Genomic DNA, 14140 nt, shown 5'->3' on the forward strand with positions numbered 1-14140 from the left:
AATGACATTTTTAGCTTTAAACGTTTGCTCAGCCTGAGCCGCCGCTTCTTTTTCTGTTAATTTTATTTCAGCAGCACTATACCAATCATTTTGTTTTTGACTGTCTGGTAACACACCTGCATTGGCCGTGGCTGACAATGCCAACGTTAAACCAATTGCAGTAGCAATTTTATTAATTTTCATCGTTACGTTCCGTTAGTACATTATTTTAAGAATTTGAGTGCTAACTAAGCTGCACTTGGATAATTAGCGCAGTAATACTAAGAACGCATTGTTACTAAAAAAGTGACTTTTCATGACGAAATGGTGAAACAGAACAAGCAGTGCAAGAAGGCAAGTATTTAGTTTTAGGGGAAATAATAGGGCTAGTTGCTAGGTGTGAGTTAGCGAGGTTCTAGGTCAGCCTAATCTTGGGAGTGATTTATGGTGATTAGGGTTTATCAGAGAACAGGTTTACATGGATTGTGTTCGGTTTCGCTTCGCTCAAACCAATCTACCCTAAGAATGAACAGGGCAAATGCCTAGTGAGACACCACACTAAACAACCCTCTCAATCTAATCTGACGTCTGAAAGCTGACAGCTGATAGCTTTTCTACAGATATTAAAAAAGGCCGCCTAGGCGACCTTTTTATAAGCTGTGAAGCTCTATCTGTTGATATTACTCAACGATAGTTGCAACAACACCAGCACCAACTGTACGGCCACCTTCACGGATAGCGAAGCGTAAACCTTCGTCCATCGCGATTGGGCAGATTAGTTCTACAGTCATCTTGATGTTATCACCAGGCATTACCATTTCAACGCCGTCTGGTAACTGTACGTCACCTGTTACGTCAGTTGTACGGAAGTAGAACTGTGGACGGTAACCTTTGAAGAATGGAGTGTGACGACCACCTTCATCTTTACCCAGTACGTATACTTCAGATTCGAACTTGGTGTGAGGAGTGATAGAACCTGGCTTCGCCAGAACCTGACCACGCTCAACTTCGTCACGCTTGGTACCACGCAGCAGAACACCTACGTTCTCACCAGCACGGCCTTCGTCCAGAATCTTACGGAACATCTCAACACCAGTACAGGTAGTCTTGATAGTCTCTTTGATACCGATGATGGACAGTTCTTCACCAGTGCGAACGATACCACGCTCAACACGGCCAGTAACAACAGTACCACGACCCTGGATAGAGAATACGTCTTCGATTGGCATCAGGAAGGCGCCGTCGATAGCACGCTCTGGCTCAGGAATGTAAGAATCCAGAGTTTCTACCAGCTTCTTAACAGCGGTAGTACCCATTTCGTTCTCGTCTTCGCCGTTCAGGGCCATCAGAGCAGAACCCGGGATGATTGGAGTGTCGTCGCCTGGGAAGTCGTATTCAGACAGCAGGTCGCGCAGTTCCATTTCAACCAGTTCCAGCATCTCTGCGTATTCTTCAGAATCGGCACCGCCGCAATCTTCAGCCAGCAGGTCAGCTTTGTTCAGGAATACAACGATGTAAGGTACACCAACCTGACGGGACAGCAGGATGTGCTCACGGGTCTGAGGCATTGGGCCGTCAGTAGAACCACATACCAGAATCGCGCCGTCCATCTGTGCAGCACCAGTGATCATGTTTTTAACATAGTCAGCGTGGCCCGGGCAGTCTACGTGTGCGTAGTGACGGTTCGGAGATTCGTATTCTACGTGGGAGGTAGAAATGGTGATACCACGCTCACGCTCTTCAGGAGCATTGTCGATACCGTCGAACGCTACCGCTGCACCGCCCCATACTTCGGAACATACGCGGGTCAGAGCCGCAGTCAGAGTGGTTTTACCGTGGTCAACGTGACCGATAGTGCCAACGTTTACGTGGGGTTTTGAGCGTTCAAACGTTTCCTTTGCCATGACCCTGTCTCTTTGTCAGTGTGGTTATCGTTTCTTTGTTACATACACAAAAAGGCAGGCCGCCGGCCTACCTTTTTCTGAATAATGGTGCTGATACCCAGAATCGAACTGGGGACCTCATCCTTACCAAGGATGCGCTCTACCGCCTGAGCTATATCAGCGAAATTTGGAGCGGGTAGCGGGAATCGAACCCGCATCATCAGCTTGGAAGGCTGAGGTTCTACCATTGTACCATACCCGCTTATTCAGAAGACTTGCCGGGACAATGGCCACACAGCTCGCCTGCTGGCTCCAACAACCCATTCCTGCGGGTTGTTAAAAGTGGTGGTGGGGGCTGGATTCGAACCAGCGAAGCTTTCGCGTCAGATTTACAGTCTGATCCCTTTGGCCGCTCGGGAACCCCACCGAAGTGGCGCGTATTATGTTGATGAGAGGAATACCTGTCAACACTTTTTCGCTTATTTATTATCAACTTACGAATTTACAGCAAAAACGGCGCCGATTGTGCAGATTACGTACAATCAGCCTGCCTGACTGCATTCAACCAGCTCCCAGCTGATCTCTTTATCGCCCGCCTGAATGCGCTCACGCATGCGCTCATTAAGTTGTGAAACTTCGATAACCTCAACCCAGTATTCGCGTACCGACTTGGTAACCACCAGCACTTCTACCGGTATTCCGGAACTCTCCACATCTTTCTGCAGGCCATAGGCCGACTCTTTATTGCGGAACAGGCCCAGTGAAACACCTTCTGCCAGATCACCCTGGGTAATGATGTAGCTGTCGAATTTCCGCTTCTGCAGCTCCTTTAAAGTACGCAGGGCTTCTTCGCGGGTGGCCCGTGGCGGAACATGCACCCAGTACTCAGAAGGCTCACCACTGGCGATTTCAACAATATTAATCCGTCCGTGCAGACTCAGCGCCGTTACACGCGCCAGCAGATGACGCGCATCCAGTTCATCGGCATAAGGGCCAGCTACGTAGCAGAGCGAATCACGGTGATCGCTGGTTGCGCGCGGAGCGGCAGGCTGCAAACTATCTCCGGCCTCACTGACAAGCTGCAGGCGCTTGACCGACCCTGGAATTTCCAGTGCACCAGGCGGCGCCGCATTAACTTCACCCTGCTTTTGCCAGAACGTCGCCAGCAACAGCAGGTTGCCAAACACTAAGGTAAAAAAGATCCAGCGCATAAGGAATCCATACCATCAAATACAAGATCAGGCCGGTACTCACAGCCCAGCTGTGTTGCCAACCATAAACCATCGCCACCAGTAACAACCAACAGATGCTGTGGATAGTCCTGCTGCACAGAGCGCACCAGTGCAGCCTGCTGGCGGTAAACACCGGAGCTGACACAACCAACAGTGTCCCGCCCAGGCAACAACTGCTGAGCAGCCTGCTCGTCATTATAAGGACGCACACGCTGCGTACTGTTAAACAGCGCCTGCTGCGCCAGCTGTAATCCGGGGACAATAAAACCACCGTCATGGTGATTGTCCGCCGACATTAAATCAACCGTCAGTGCCGTACCGGCATCGGCCACTATTAATGCAGAAGAATAATGACAACGCGCTCCCAGCATAGCCAGCCAGCGGTCGACTCCCAGCCTTGCCGGGTCAGGGTAACAATGCACAAACTCGGGGTAATTACTTACCGGCTGCGCCAGCCAGTGCAGTCTGGCGCCATAATGTGCATCCAGACTCTGATGCAGCCCGCTATTGTCGCGCACACTGGCAACCACAACACGGTCACATTGCGCCGGGAAAAGACGCCCCACTTCAGCATCAGACATCTGTGCCAGATCGGTATGAGCAACGCCCCCATGAGCCTGCACAACACCGGCGTTGCGCCACTGCCATTTTATGCGGCTGTTGCCGGCATCAATCAGCAGGACGGACACTGAGCTCTCCGGCATTAATAACTTCAATCCCGTTATCCGTCTGCAGCATTAATTCACCTTTACGGTTAACGCCTTTTACCCTGCCGCGCTTTTCATGAGCGGCGGAGATGATGCGTACATCCTGCTGATGGTAAATATCACGTTCCGACCAGTATTGCTGATAGGGAGCAAAACCATTGCGCTGAAACTCATCCACAACGGCAAGCAACTCATCAAGAATGGTGGCGGCCACTTCATTACGCGACAGATCCGGCTTAAAGCTGCGCAACTCGGCCCAGGGTTGTTCAATACTTTCCGCATCGCTGTTGCTGAGCGCCAGATTGAGTCCTACACCAATAACAACCTGACAATGGCTGCTGTACTCACCGGTCACTTCCAGCAAAATGCCGGCGAGTTTTTTTCCGTCAGCGTAAACATCGTTCGGCCATTTCAGACCAATGCCATTAATACCCAATCGGGCGAGTGCTTTTTCGACCGCAATAGCCGTCATCAGACTTAACCCTTCGAGGGCAGCCATACCGCCGGCAAAGGAAACCAGCAGTGATAAATAAATGTTTTTACCAAAGGGGCTGACCCACTGCCGGCCACGACGCCCCCGCCCACTGACCTGCTTTTCAGCCAGCACGGCATAACGCTTACCCATATGATCGCCGGCACGTTCAAACAGATAGGTATTGGTAGAACCAACATCCAGCAGAATTTCCAGAATATCGAGACGCTGACTCAGGGTTTGCTGAATACGCTCTTTGTCCAGCAGCTCAATAGCATCCTGCAGGCGATAACCTTTCCCTTTAACGGACGAATAGGGAATATTCAGCTCGTCGAGTTTTTTCAGTTGCTTCCATACCGCAGCGCGGCTGACGCCCAGCTTTTCGCCCAGCTCTTCGCCGGAATGAAACTGACCATCCGCAAGTAATTCAAGAATCCTGTTGAGCATAGTGCTACCTCCGCGCTGCAATATACCCGATCAGCCTGCCCCACACAGCACACCATAATAAGAAGCAGGTAATTTTACCGGCTGCACAGCGACAGCGCTTTCAGCCATACTTTATGCAATCCGGATAATCAGGAACCGCGCACGCCGGTTCACCATCAGAGGCAAACATGGTCAAACCCCTGCTGATACAGTGCCTGTTGATAAGCAGCTCCGCCTTTGCCGCCGAAGCGATACGTGTTCAGCCACAACGGACTGCCGTCGATGGCAGCTACCTTTATTACACCGACCTGTTACGCCTTGTGCTCAATAACACCAGCAAAGAATATGGCGACGCCGAGCTGGTCAGCATCAGCCGCCTGACCCAGGCGCGGGCATTTCAGGCGTTGCACGATAATCTGATCGATGTGTTCTGGGCCGGCACCAGCCGCGAACGTGAAGTCTTCGTACAGCCTATCCGCATCCCCCTGCATGCTGGTTTGCTTGGTTTCCGTATTCCGGTTATCCGCAAAGCCGATCAGGCACGCTTCGATGCCCTGCACAACCTCAGCGACCTGCAACAGCTAGGCGCCTGCCAGGGTGACCACTGGCCGGACTCAGATATCCTTGAAGCCAACGGTTTTAATGTACAGAGAGCAACCAAATTTGAAGTGATGTACCAGATGCTGCAGGCCGGCCGTTGCGACTACTTTCCGCGCGGTATTAATGAAGTCTATGCCGAGGTCAGCCACGTCAGCCGTAACGACCTGATGGTGTACGAGCGCATCATCCTCAACTACCCCTTTCCGATGTACTTTTTTGTCAGCCATGACAACCCGCGCCTTGCCGAACGGCTGACCAAAGGTATGGAGCAACTGGCCGCCAGTGGTGAACTGCTGAACTTCCTGCAACAACATCCGACAACGCGTGACATATTCCCCCTCAGCCGGCTCAGCAACAGCTGGGTTATTCCACTGCACAACCCACTTCTGCCCGAGCTGACCCCCTTGTCCAACAAACGCCTGTGGATTGAACTTCCCTCCAGCACCAGACAGCCACCAGCCACTCCCTGAGTCACGCAATCAGCTGCCAGCCTTTGGCCCGGGTTCTTCTCACATCACCAGAAAAAATGTCCGGTATAAAGAATATGCGTTCTCTCTATGCAGACAGCGCCGGTGGCCGGAACTGACTCGCCCATAAGAATGAGCGCCGCGGCACACGCAGTGCGGGATACAGCCGCATGCTGGCAAAAATACTGGTAAAAAATTGATCGAAATCAGGGCATCTGAAACCACCTTGTGAGCCTGAAATACAGCATCCCCCCCACCGGGCCTGCATTGCGACTAAAGCCCAACATGTGTATAAAACGCCCGTTTGAATCTTGGCCGGCAGACACAATGAGCCACAAGCTCGCGCTGGCAGGCACCAACAGTGCCGGACTGTGTACAGATTTTTACCTACAGGCGAAATCGAATGGCAACAAACAAGGTAGATGTACTGCTTGTTGGCGGCGGGGTTATGAGTGCCACTCTGGGCACCCTGCTCAACAAGCTTGATCCTTCCCTCCGACTGACCATGGTGGAACGCCTGGATCATGTCGCCCATGAAAGTACCGATGGCTGGAACAATGCCGGTACTGGCCACGCAGGCTATTGCGAACTTAATTACACTCCGGAAAACGAGCAGGGCGATGTCGAAATCAACCGCGCCCTGACCATCAACGCCAACTTTGAAGTGTCCCTGCAACTGTGGACCTCTCTGGTTGGCAGCGGCGACCTGCCGGCACCGGACAACTTTATCAATCCAACCCCGCACATCAGCTTTGTCTGGGGTGAAGATAACGTTACTTTCCTGCGCCAGCGCTGGGAAAAGCTGTCCGCGCATCATCTGTTCAAAGATATGCAATACAGCGAAGACCACGATGTGCTGCGCCAGTGGATGCCACTGGTGATGGAAAACCGCGACCCTGCTGAAAAGATTGCCGCTACCCGTATTAACTACGGCAGCGACGTCGACTTCGGCTCCCTGACCCGCAATCTGGTCGAAACGCTGAAAAAGCGTGAAGCCTTTGAGCTGCTGCTGAACCACGAAGTCAGCGAGCTGGAGCAGAACAAAGACGGTAACTGGAAAGTACGCCTGAAAGACCGCGTCTCCGGTAAGAGCAAAACCATCGAAGCCGGTTTTGTCTTCCTTGGTGCCGGTGGTGGCGCCCTGCCGCTGCTGCAGAAATCCGGCATTCCGGAAAGCAAAGGCTACGGCGGCTTCCCGGTTTCCGGTCAGTGGCTGGTCTGTAAAGACGAAGCCACCGTTAAGCGTCATTACGCCAAGGTCTATGGCAAAGCCGCGATCGGTGCGCCACCGATGTCGGTTCCGCATCTGGATACCCGCATCATCAACGGTACTCCGGCGCTGCTGTTCGGCCCTTACGCTGGTTTTACCACCAAGTTCCTCAAGGCCGGCTCGAAGCTGGACCTGATCAAATCCGTACGTGCCAATAACCTGCTGCCGATGATGGACGTGGGTATGAACAATATGGATCTGACCAAATACCTGATCGGTGAAGTGCTGCAATCCCACGAAGACCGCATGAAATCCCTGCGTGAATACTTCCCGGGCGCAGACTCCGGCAAGTGGACACTGGCCGAAGCCGGTCAGCGTGTACAGATCATCAAAAAAGACGCCAAAGGGCGCGGCAAGCTGGAGTTCGGTACCGAACTGGTAGCCGCCAAAGACGGCTCGCTGGCTGCTCTGCTGGGTGCATCACCCGGTGCTTCGGTTGCCGCACAGGCGATGATCGAAGTGATTGAACGCTGCTTTAAAGAGCGCCTGGAGAACGGCTGGAAAGCCCGCCTGCAGGAGCTGGTGCCATCCTACGGTGAATCTCTGGTCAACAATGCCGAACTGCTCGGCAGCATCCGCCAGAACACCCTGAGCACCCTTGGCCTGCTGCGCGATTAACGCGCGCAGGTCAGCTGACAATTTCAAGATAATCCAACAGGAGTTTTACCTATGTTGATTGGTGTACCTAAGGAAATCTATCCTGGGGAAGCCCGGGTCGCCCTGATCCCAGCCGGGATTCAGACCCTGCTGACCGCCGGCTTTGAAGTCGTGGTACAGGAAGGCGCAGGCGATGACGCCCACTTCAGCGATGAAGAATACCGCAGCAGCGGTGCCAGCATCGCCCCGACCGCTGAGTCGCTGTACGAGCAGGCTGACATCATCCTGAAAGTCCGTCAGCCACTGGACAGCGAAGTGCCTCTGCTGAAAGAAGGCATTACCCTGATCTGTATGCTGGATGCCTGGTTCAACCAGCCGCTGATTCAGCAACTGGCCGAGCGTAAAGTGCGTTCTTTCGCGCTGGAATTTATTCCGCGTACAACCCGCGCGCAGTCTATGGACGTACTCAGCTCCATGGGGGCGATCTCCGGTTATCGTTCAGTGCTGACTGGCGCTATGGCGCTGCCACAGTACTTCCCGATGCTGATGACCGCTGCCGGTACGATTCACCCGGCGCGTGTATTCATCATTGGTGCCGGTGTTGCCGGTCTGATGGCAATCTCTACCGCCCGTCGTCTGGGTGCGGTGGTTGAAGCCTACGATACCCGTGCGGAAGTCCGTGAACAGGTTGAATCACTGGGTGCCAAGTTCGTTGAATTCGACCTGCCACAGGAAGAAGGCGGCGCTACCGGTGGTTACGCGACCGAGAAATCGGAAGAGTTCTACCGCAAGCAGCGTGAACAGATGACCGCCAAAGTATCCCAGGCGGATCTGGTTATCACCACCGCGGCGATCCCGGGCAAGATGTCTCCACGCCTGATCACCAAAGAAATGCTGCATTACATGAAGAAAGGCTCTGTGATCGTCGACCTGGCTGCCGAGCGTGGCGGTAACGTCGAAGGCACTGTAGCCGGCGAAAAAGTATACGTCGATGGCGTCACCATCATCGGTTACACCGACCATCCGGGCCGTGTACCTGTGCATGCTTCTCAGCTGCTGACCAAAAACATCTCCACCTTCCTGCTGAACATGTCCAAAGAAGGCGTGCTCAACGTGAATATGGACGATGACATCGTGGCCGCCACTCTGATTACCGAAGACGGCGAAATCAAACACGCGGGCCTGAAAGCCCAGATCGAGAAGGAATAAATCGGATGGAAATGTTCATCATGAGCCTGACCATTTTCGTACTGGCGATCTTCGTCGGTGTGGAAGTGATCAACAAAGTACCCCCTACGCTGCACACCCCGCTGATGAGCGGTACTAACGCTATTTCCGGCATCGTCGTGGTTGGCGCCATCTTAAGTTCCGGCGGCAGCGAGCACACCACTGTGCTGTCTACCGTGCTGGGCGTCGCCGCCATCGTGCTGGCAACCATCAACATCGTGGCCGGTTTTATGGTAACCGACCGCATGCTGAACATGTTCAAAAAGAAATAAGGTAGCGGGACACAATGGAAATTCTGATTAACTTAGGTTACCTGGCTGCCGCCGTACTCTTTATCTTCGGCATCAAAGGCATGACCACTCCGAAAACCGCCGTACGCGGTAACCAGCTGTCCGCTATCGGTATGCTGGTCGCGGTGATTGCCGCTCTGCTCGACCACAACGTGGTGCGTTTCGAATACATCATCATCGGTGTTCTGGTTGGTGGTGCTATCGGTGCCTTTATCGCCAAGAAAGTGGCCATGACCGATATGCCGGAAATGGTTGCCAGCCTGAACGGTATCGGTGGCGGTGCTTCCCTGCTGGTTGCTGCAGCCAACTACCTGGAAAGCCAGAAGCTGGCGGAAATGGGTCAGTTCACTGCCTCTTACGACTGGTCGCTGGCGGTTATCCTGTCGATCCTGATCGGTGCGGTTACCCTGACCGGCTCTTTCGTTGCCGTTGGCAAACTGAAAGGCAAAATCGGCGACAGCAACAAAGTTATGCTGTTCAAATGGATCGTTAAACTGTGCTTCCTGGTTCTGATCAGTGGTGCAGCGTACTTCGCCATTGTTGATCCGCTGAACTCCGACATGCTGGTTGCCGGTCTGATCATCGTCTGTCTGATCCTGGGTGTTTCTCTGGTGATGCCGATCGGCGGTGCCGATATGCCGGTTGTGGTATCCCTGCTGAACTCCTACTCCGGTCTGGCCGGTGCCGCTGCCGGTTTCGTACTGGGCAACAACGGCCTGATCATCACCGGTTCTCTGGTTGGCGCGTCCGGTATCATCCTGACCACCATCATGTGTAAGGCGATGAACCGCTCCCTGACCAACGTTCTGTTCGGTGGCTCAATGGCCGCAACCGCTGGCGTGAGCAAGTCTGAGAACGATGCTTTCTACGAAGGCAAAGTGAAGTTCTCTTCTGCTGACGAACTGGCGATGCTGTTAGACGGCGCGCAGAAAGTGGTATTCGTTCCTGGTTACGGTCTGGCCGTTGCCCAGGCGCAGCACGCTACCCGCGAACTGGCCAACATGCTGGAAGCCAAAGGTTGTGATGTTAAATACGCCATTCACCCGGTTGCCGGCCGTATGCCTGGCCACATGAACGTACTGCTGGCCGAAGCCGAAGTACCGTACGATCAGCTGGTTGAGATGGACACCATCAACCCTGAGTTCTCGCAGACCGATGTGGCCATCGTACTGGGCGCCAACGACGTGGTTAACCCGGCAGCCTCCAAAGACCCGGCCTCGCCGATCTTCGGTATGCCGATTCTGGACGTACACAACGCCAAGACCGTTGTGGTGGTTAAACGTGGCCTGTCGCCAGGTTTCGCCGGTATCCCGAACGAACTGTTCATCCGCGACAACAGCCTGATGGTATCCGGCGACGCGAAGAAAGTTCTGCAGGAAACCATTACTGCGCTGAAAGATCTGTAAGACGCTTCAGTACGCAGAAACAGAAAAGCGCCCCAAGGGGCGCTTTTTTTATGCCTGACGACTGCCCTGCGGCGACCGTCAACAGCCCGGACACTGCCTGCTGTCATTCGAATCCGGTTGTGCGGTTAAAGCTGCTTCTTCCTGCAGCATGATTCTGTGCATTACCCGGTTGCATACTTAGCGCGGGTCCGAAGGCGGATGTGCTTTCAGTAAATCGATAAAGTCCTGCAGGTATGGCGGCATATCCTGTTTAAGGGTAACAGCATGCCAGTGACGATTGGCCCATTCGACATTCAGCGAGCGCAATACCACATCCCCCGCATCTGACCAGCGTTTTACTGCCCAGCGGGCCATCAGCGTGATGCCCAGACTGGCACTGCACCATTCCAGAACGGCTTCGGTCAGGGGCATTTCGGTGACGTTAAGTTTGCTGATTTGCGCATCATTAAACATGGCACGCAGTAAACGACTTTTGCCTGAGGGATACAGCAATAAATGCTGATCAAGCAATTGTGCAGGCTGAACAGAATCTGACCGGGCTAATGCATGGTCCGGTGACATCACCACAACAATGTCATCGTTAAACAGGAGGTGATTCGTGAATTTTCCAGCAGACGGTGACATCCGGATGGCAATGTCCAGTTCACCGGATTCTAATTGTTGGCAGAGGTTATTGCTGATTTCCGGCTGCAGCTGAATGCGCACATCAGGGTATTGCTGCTGATAGAGGGGAATAATCCGGGGCAGCCAATGGAATGACGTATAGCATTCTGTCGCCAGGCGAATGCAGACATCATTGCCCCGTTTCAGATTATTCAAGTCGTCGTGCATCGCGGTCAGCTCATCAAATATTGTCCCGGCCGCTTCCAGAACCCGCTGTCCGGCAGGGGTGATCACCATTTTCTTTCCGTGGCGATAAAACAGACTGATAGCCAGGGTTTCTTCAAGCACTTTTAACTGATGGCTTAATGCTGACTGAGTGAGATGCAAGCCACTGGCGGCGGCAGAAAGGCTGCCGCTGCTGGCAATCGCCCGTATCAGGCGCAGATGGCGAATCTCAAGACGCTTGAGCAGAGATTCCATAGGGCTTGCCCCTCAATAAAACCAATTAAACAGATTCATCATTATTACAAAAACAATGAGATAGATTCACCAATCGCTCAATTCTACACTGCCCGGGTACTGACCACTACCTGAGGAACTACCTATGTACGCACTGTATTATCAGCCTTTCGCCTGCTCCTATGCGGTTCATATCGCGCTGGAAAAAACCGGCCAGCCCTTTGAGTTGCATAAGGTGAATTTACGCAATGGCGAGCAGCAGTCAGAGGCTTTTCTGGCGCTGAACCCGCAGGGACAGGTGCCCGTGCTGCAATATGCTGACGAGACTCTCACCCAGGCCGGGGCCATTCTGTTGCGCTTGTCTGAACGGCATCCTGAGGCTGCGCTTATGCCAGAGCCTTCTTCACCGCTAAGAAGTACGGCGCTGCAAATGCTCTTTTATATATCGAGCACCCTGCACCCGGCTTTTTCGATGCTTTTTTACCCGGAGCGTATCGCCGCATCTGCCCGTGATGAGGTAAAAAGCAAAGCGCTGGAAAAAATTCAGCTGCAACTGAGCCACTTAGAAAGGCGGCTCGGGCAACATACCTATTGCGCCGGTGAGCAGGTATTTGCGCCGGATTACTTACTGCTGGCGATTTTAAACTGGTGCCGCCTGTTTCAGATTTCTCTCAGCTCCTTTCCCAACATTAAGCGGTTTCTGGCCGATATGAATGAAAGAGCCGAAGTGAAAAAAGCACTGGCGACGGAGCTGCAGGAAATGGCGGCTTAAACAAACCTATCCCCGGCTCCGCTTGAGGTGCTGTGCATAAACAGCATCTCAGCTGCCCGGCTACGGCACCCTCGCCCTGACCTTCCTTTACCCATAAGCCCGCAGCCCTGGGTTAGTATTCATATTTTCATTAACAGTGGAGTCAGAGATGAGCGGCAACCACATCCGCGTCTGGGATATTTTCGTGCGCCTGTTTCACTGGCTGCTGGTCGCGGTGATCGGTTTTGCCTGGTGGACTGGCGAACAGGGCGGCGACTGGATGGAGTGGCATAAACGCTGCGGCTATACCGTACTGGGGCTGGTGATCTTCCGGGTGCTCTGGGGTTTTGCCGGTACGGCCTATGCCCGCTTCAGCCATTTTATCTATTCCCCGAAAGCCACGTTCGCTTACCTGGCGGCCATGCTTAAAGGCCGTGAACCTCTGTACCTGAGCCATAACCCACTGGGTGGCTGGGCGGTCCTGGTGTTACTGCTGTGGTGTACCTTACAGGCCGGCACAGGCTTATTTGCCAACGACGATATCCTTACCGAAGGGCCGCTGGTGCATCTGGTTGGCTACGATCTGAGTATTGAGATTACCCGCTGGCATAAGCTGCTGTTCGATGGCTTGCTGATCATCGTCGCGGTTCATATCGCCGCAGTGCTGTACCACCAGCTGCTGCGTAAAGAGCCGCTGCTGCAGGGTATGCTGACAGGTAATAAAGCGGCCGGTCATAGCCACAATCAGGCAGCCGACAGAGTGTCTGTGGCAGTAAGCGCTGGCTGGCTGTGGCTGAAAGGCCTTGCGCTGGCAGCGATTGCCGCCGCCAGCGTCTGGGGTCTGATCAGTCTTTAAGCGGCTCAGTCTTTGAACTTGTCGTGGCAGGACTTACAGGTCTTCGCCACGCTCATAAAGGCCGGGCGGATGGCGTTCATATCGCCGCTGGCGGCGGTTTCTGCCAGGGCTGCGGCGTTGGTTTCAAAGTCGGACATAATGCCGGCAAAGGTTTCCCAGTCTTTTTCAATCGCTGGTAAGGCATCGGTAGAACCGCTGTAGCTGCCGTTGTAAGTACCGGCGACAAAACCTTCCAGTGGCATCTTGCTCAGCGCAGCCAGATTATCCGCGCGGCGGGTAAATTCAGCCGCATTGAACTCCTGCTTGCCTTTCACCATGTCGCCCATCGGGCCGAAGTTCCACTTCACTGCCTTGTAGATACCCTGACGGTATTCCACGGCGTCAGATGCTTTTACTTCAGCCAGGGTTGCTGCACTGATGGCCAGCAGTGTGGCAACGATTCCGGTACGTGTTATCAGGTTCATGCTTTTATCCTCTCAGCATTATCAGTTACCGCTGCAGTGTATCGGTCTGGCCGCCACAGGCTATAAACCATTACCAACCTTTACATTTCTATCAATAAGGGCGTTAACCGGCCCGCGCAGCAACCGTCATTACCGCTTTTAATCAGCGCCATCAGCAGAACTCATTATCCGCGTGGTTATGCCCGCGCCTATGCTAAGACTCAGGCTAAAGGCTCAGACTGATGGCTCAGAGCTAAATGCACCGCATGGTATTCACCGGAGAAATAGAGGACATCACGAATATGATTAAACAAGCGTTTATCAGTGTTTTCGCCCAGTTAGGCGCTCAGGCAGCGGCCGATTCCTGAGTTTCAGGAGCGGCAGCATCGTCCTGCAGTAAGGTTGGGAGCAGAAAAGGCATCAACGTCTGCGGCGCCAGATCCAGCAACAAACCCGGCAGGGTGACGGTGAG

14 protein-coding genes and 3 tRNA genes are annotated in these 14140 nt (G+C 53.5%); 7 read left to right on the top strand and 10 right to left on the bottom strand.

Annotated elements, in window-relative coordinates; all coding sequences use genetic code 11:
• The 8 genes from B3P58_RS13855 to birA all read right to left on the bottom strand — a co-directional run.
• Positions 1-183: hypothetical protein (locus B3P58_RS13855; RefSeq protein ID WP_286718339.1), on the bottom strand; the 183-nt coding region annotated here is incomplete at its 3' end.
• Positions 184-659: 476 nt separating this feature from the next.
• Positions 660-1883 (bottom strand): elongation factor Tu, encoded by a 1224-nt coding sequence (tuf, locus tag B3P58_RS13860; RefSeq protein WP_286718341.1) that lies wholly within the window; start codon positions 1881-1883, stop codon positions 660-662.
• Between the two features lie 85 nt (positions 1884-1968).
• A tRNA-Thr gene (locus B3P58_RS13865) sits at positions 1969-2044 on the bottom strand.
• Positions 2045-2050: 6 nt separating this feature from the next.
• A tRNA-Gly gene (locus B3P58_RS13870) sits at positions 2051-2124 on the bottom strand.
• A gap of 81 nt (positions 2125-2205) precedes the next feature.
• Positions 2206-2289 (bottom strand) — tRNA-Tyr (locus tag B3P58_RS13875).
• A gap of 115 nt (positions 2290-2404) precedes the next feature.
• On the bottom strand, positions 2405-3073 hold the full coding sequence (locus B3P58_RS13880; protein WP_145468067.1) for an SPOR domain-containing protein: 669 nt from the start codon (positions 3071-3073) through the stop codon (positions 2405-2407).
• Positions 3049-3783: a type III pantothenate kinase gene (locus B3P58_RS13885; RefSeq protein ID WP_286718345.1), complete on the bottom strand. Its 735-nt coding sequence runs from the start codon at positions 3781-3783 to the stop codon at positions 3049-3051. Before B3P58_RS13885 ends, B3P58_RS13880 begins: the two co-directional genes overlap by 25 nt.
• Positions 3764-4720 carry a bifunctional biotin--[acetyl-CoA-carboxylase] ligase/biotin operon repressor BirA gene (gene birA, locus B3P58_RS13890; protein ID WP_230330997.1) on the bottom strand — a complete coding sequence of 319 codons (957 nt, stop codon included), beginning with the start codon at positions 4718-4720 and terminating at the stop codon, positions 3764-3766. The genes B3P58_RS13885 and birA overlap by 20 nt, the downstream gene beginning before the upstream one ends.
• 167 nt (positions 4721-4887) lie before the next feature.
• Here birA and B3P58_RS13895 point away from each other — a divergent pair, with 167 nt between their 5' ends.
• The 5 genes from B3P58_RS13895 to B3P58_RS13915 all read left to right on the top strand — a co-directional run bounded on the left by B3P58_RS13895 (position 4888) and on the right by B3P58_RS13915 (position 10556).
• Positions 4888-5769: a substrate-binding periplasmic protein gene (locus B3P58_RS13895; RefSeq protein WP_286718350.1), complete on the top strand. Its 882-nt coding sequence runs from the start codon at positions 4888-4890 to the stop codon at positions 5767-5769.
• Between the two features lie 400 nt (positions 5770-6169).
• The gene (gene mqo, locus B3P58_RS13900; RefSeq protein ID WP_286718354.1) at positions 6170-7654 is read left to right on the top strand and encodes a malate dehydrogenase (quinone); all 1485 of its coding nucleotides are present in this window, start codon (positions 6170-6172) and stop codon (positions 7652-7654) included.
• A 51-nt stretch (positions 7655-7705) separates the two neighbouring features.
• Entirely contained in the window at positions 7706-8842 is a 1137-nt protein-coding gene (locus B3P58_RS13905) for a Re/Si-specific NAD(P)(+) transhydrogenase subunit alpha (RefSeq protein ID WP_286718356.1), read from the top strand.
• A gap of 5 nt (positions 8843-8847) precedes the next feature.
• Complete coding sequence (locus B3P58_RS13910; protein ID WP_145468055.1) at positions 8848-9132, top strand: NAD(P) transhydrogenase subunit alpha; 285 nt, start codon at positions 8848-8850, stop codon at positions 9130-9132.
• A gap of 14 nt (positions 9133-9146) precedes the next feature.
• Entirely contained in the window at positions 9147-10556 is a 1410-nt protein-coding gene (locus B3P58_RS13915; RefSeq protein ID WP_286718360.1) for an NAD(P)(+) transhydrogenase (Re/Si-specific) subunit beta, read from the top strand.
• A 177-nt stretch (positions 10557-10733) separates the two neighbouring features.
• Here the strand turns inward: B3P58_RS13915 and B3P58_RS13920 are convergent, their stop codons facing one another.
• Complete coding sequence (locus B3P58_RS13920) at positions 10734-11639, bottom strand: LysR family transcriptional regulator (protein WP_145468051.1); 906 nt, start codon at positions 11637-11639, stop codon at positions 10734-10736.
• Between the two features lie 124 nt (positions 11640-11763).
• Here B3P58_RS13920 and B3P58_RS13925 point away from each other — a divergent pair, with 124 nt between their 5' ends.
• Entirely contained in the window at positions 11764-12390 is a 627-nt protein-coding gene (locus B3P58_RS13925; protein ID WP_145468049.1) for a glutathione S-transferase family protein, read from the top strand.
• A 148-nt stretch (positions 12391-12538) separates the two neighbouring features.
• Positions 12539-13225: a cytochrome b/b6 domain-containing protein gene (locus B3P58_RS13930; RefSeq protein WP_286718364.1), complete on the top strand. Its 687-nt coding sequence runs from the start codon at positions 12539-12541 to the stop codon at positions 13223-13225.
• Positions 13226-13230: 5 nt separating this feature from the next.
• Here B3P58_RS13930 and B3P58_RS13935 read toward each other — a convergent pair whose 3' ends face one another.
• Positions 13231-13689, bottom strand: a complete 459-nt coding sequence (locus tag B3P58_RS13935) for a c-type cytochrome (protein ID WP_286718368.1) — start codon at positions 13687-13689, stop codon at positions 13231-13233.
• Positions 13690-14140: the final 451 nt, after the last annotated feature.

Origin of the sequence: Thalassolituus sp. UBA2009, assembly GCF_002335285.1 — a bacterium.
GTDB lineage: Bacteria > Pseudomonadota > Gammaproteobacteria > Pseudomonadales > Oceanobacteraceae > Venatoribacter > Venatoribacter alkanivorans.

Coding starts and splice junctions, on each gene's coding strand:
- tuf (WP_286718341.1), bottom strand. CDS start 1,883: ATGGCAAAGGAAACGTTTGAACGCTCAAAACCCCACGTAAACGTTGGC.
- B3P58_RS13880 (WP_145468067.1), bottom strand. CDS start 3,073: ATGCGCTGGATCTTTTTTACCTTAGTGTTTGGCAACCTGCTGTTGCTG.
- birA (WP_230330997.1), bottom strand. CDS start 4,720: ATGCTCAACAGGATTCTTGAATTACTTGCGGATGGTCAGTTTCATTCC.
- B3P58_RS13895 (WP_286718350.1), top strand. CDS start 4,888: ATGGTCAAACCCCTGCTGATACAGTGCCTGTTGATAAGCAGCTCCGCC.
- mqo (WP_286718354.1), top strand. CDS start 6,170: ATGGCAACAAACAAGGTAGATGTACTGCTTGTTGGCGGCGGGGTTATG.
- B3P58_RS13905 (WP_286718356.1), top strand. CDS start 7,706: ATGTTGATTGGTGTACCTAAGGAAATCTATCCTGGGGAAGCCCGGGTC.
- B3P58_RS13910 (WP_145468055.1), top strand. CDS start 8,848: ATGGAAATGTTCATCATGAGCCTGACCATTTTCGTACTGGCGATCTTC.
- B3P58_RS13915 (WP_286718360.1), top strand. CDS start 9,147: ATGGAAATTCTGATTAACTTAGGTTACCTGGCTGCCGCCGTACTCTTT.
- B3P58_RS13920 (WP_145468051.1), bottom strand. CDS start 11,639: ATGGAATCTCTGCTCAAGCGTCTTGAGATTCGCCATCTGCGCCTGATA.
- B3P58_RS13925 (WP_145468049.1), top strand. CDS start 11,764: ATGTACGCACTGTATTATCAGCCTTTCGCCTGCTCCTATGCGGTTCAT.
- B3P58_RS13930 (WP_286718364.1), top strand. CDS start 12,539: ATGAGCGGCAACCACATCCGCGTCTGGGATATTTTCGTGCGCCTGTTT.
- B3P58_RS13935 (WP_286718368.1), bottom strand. CDS start 13,689: ATGAACCTGATAACACGTACCGGAATCGTTGCCACACTGCTGGCCATC.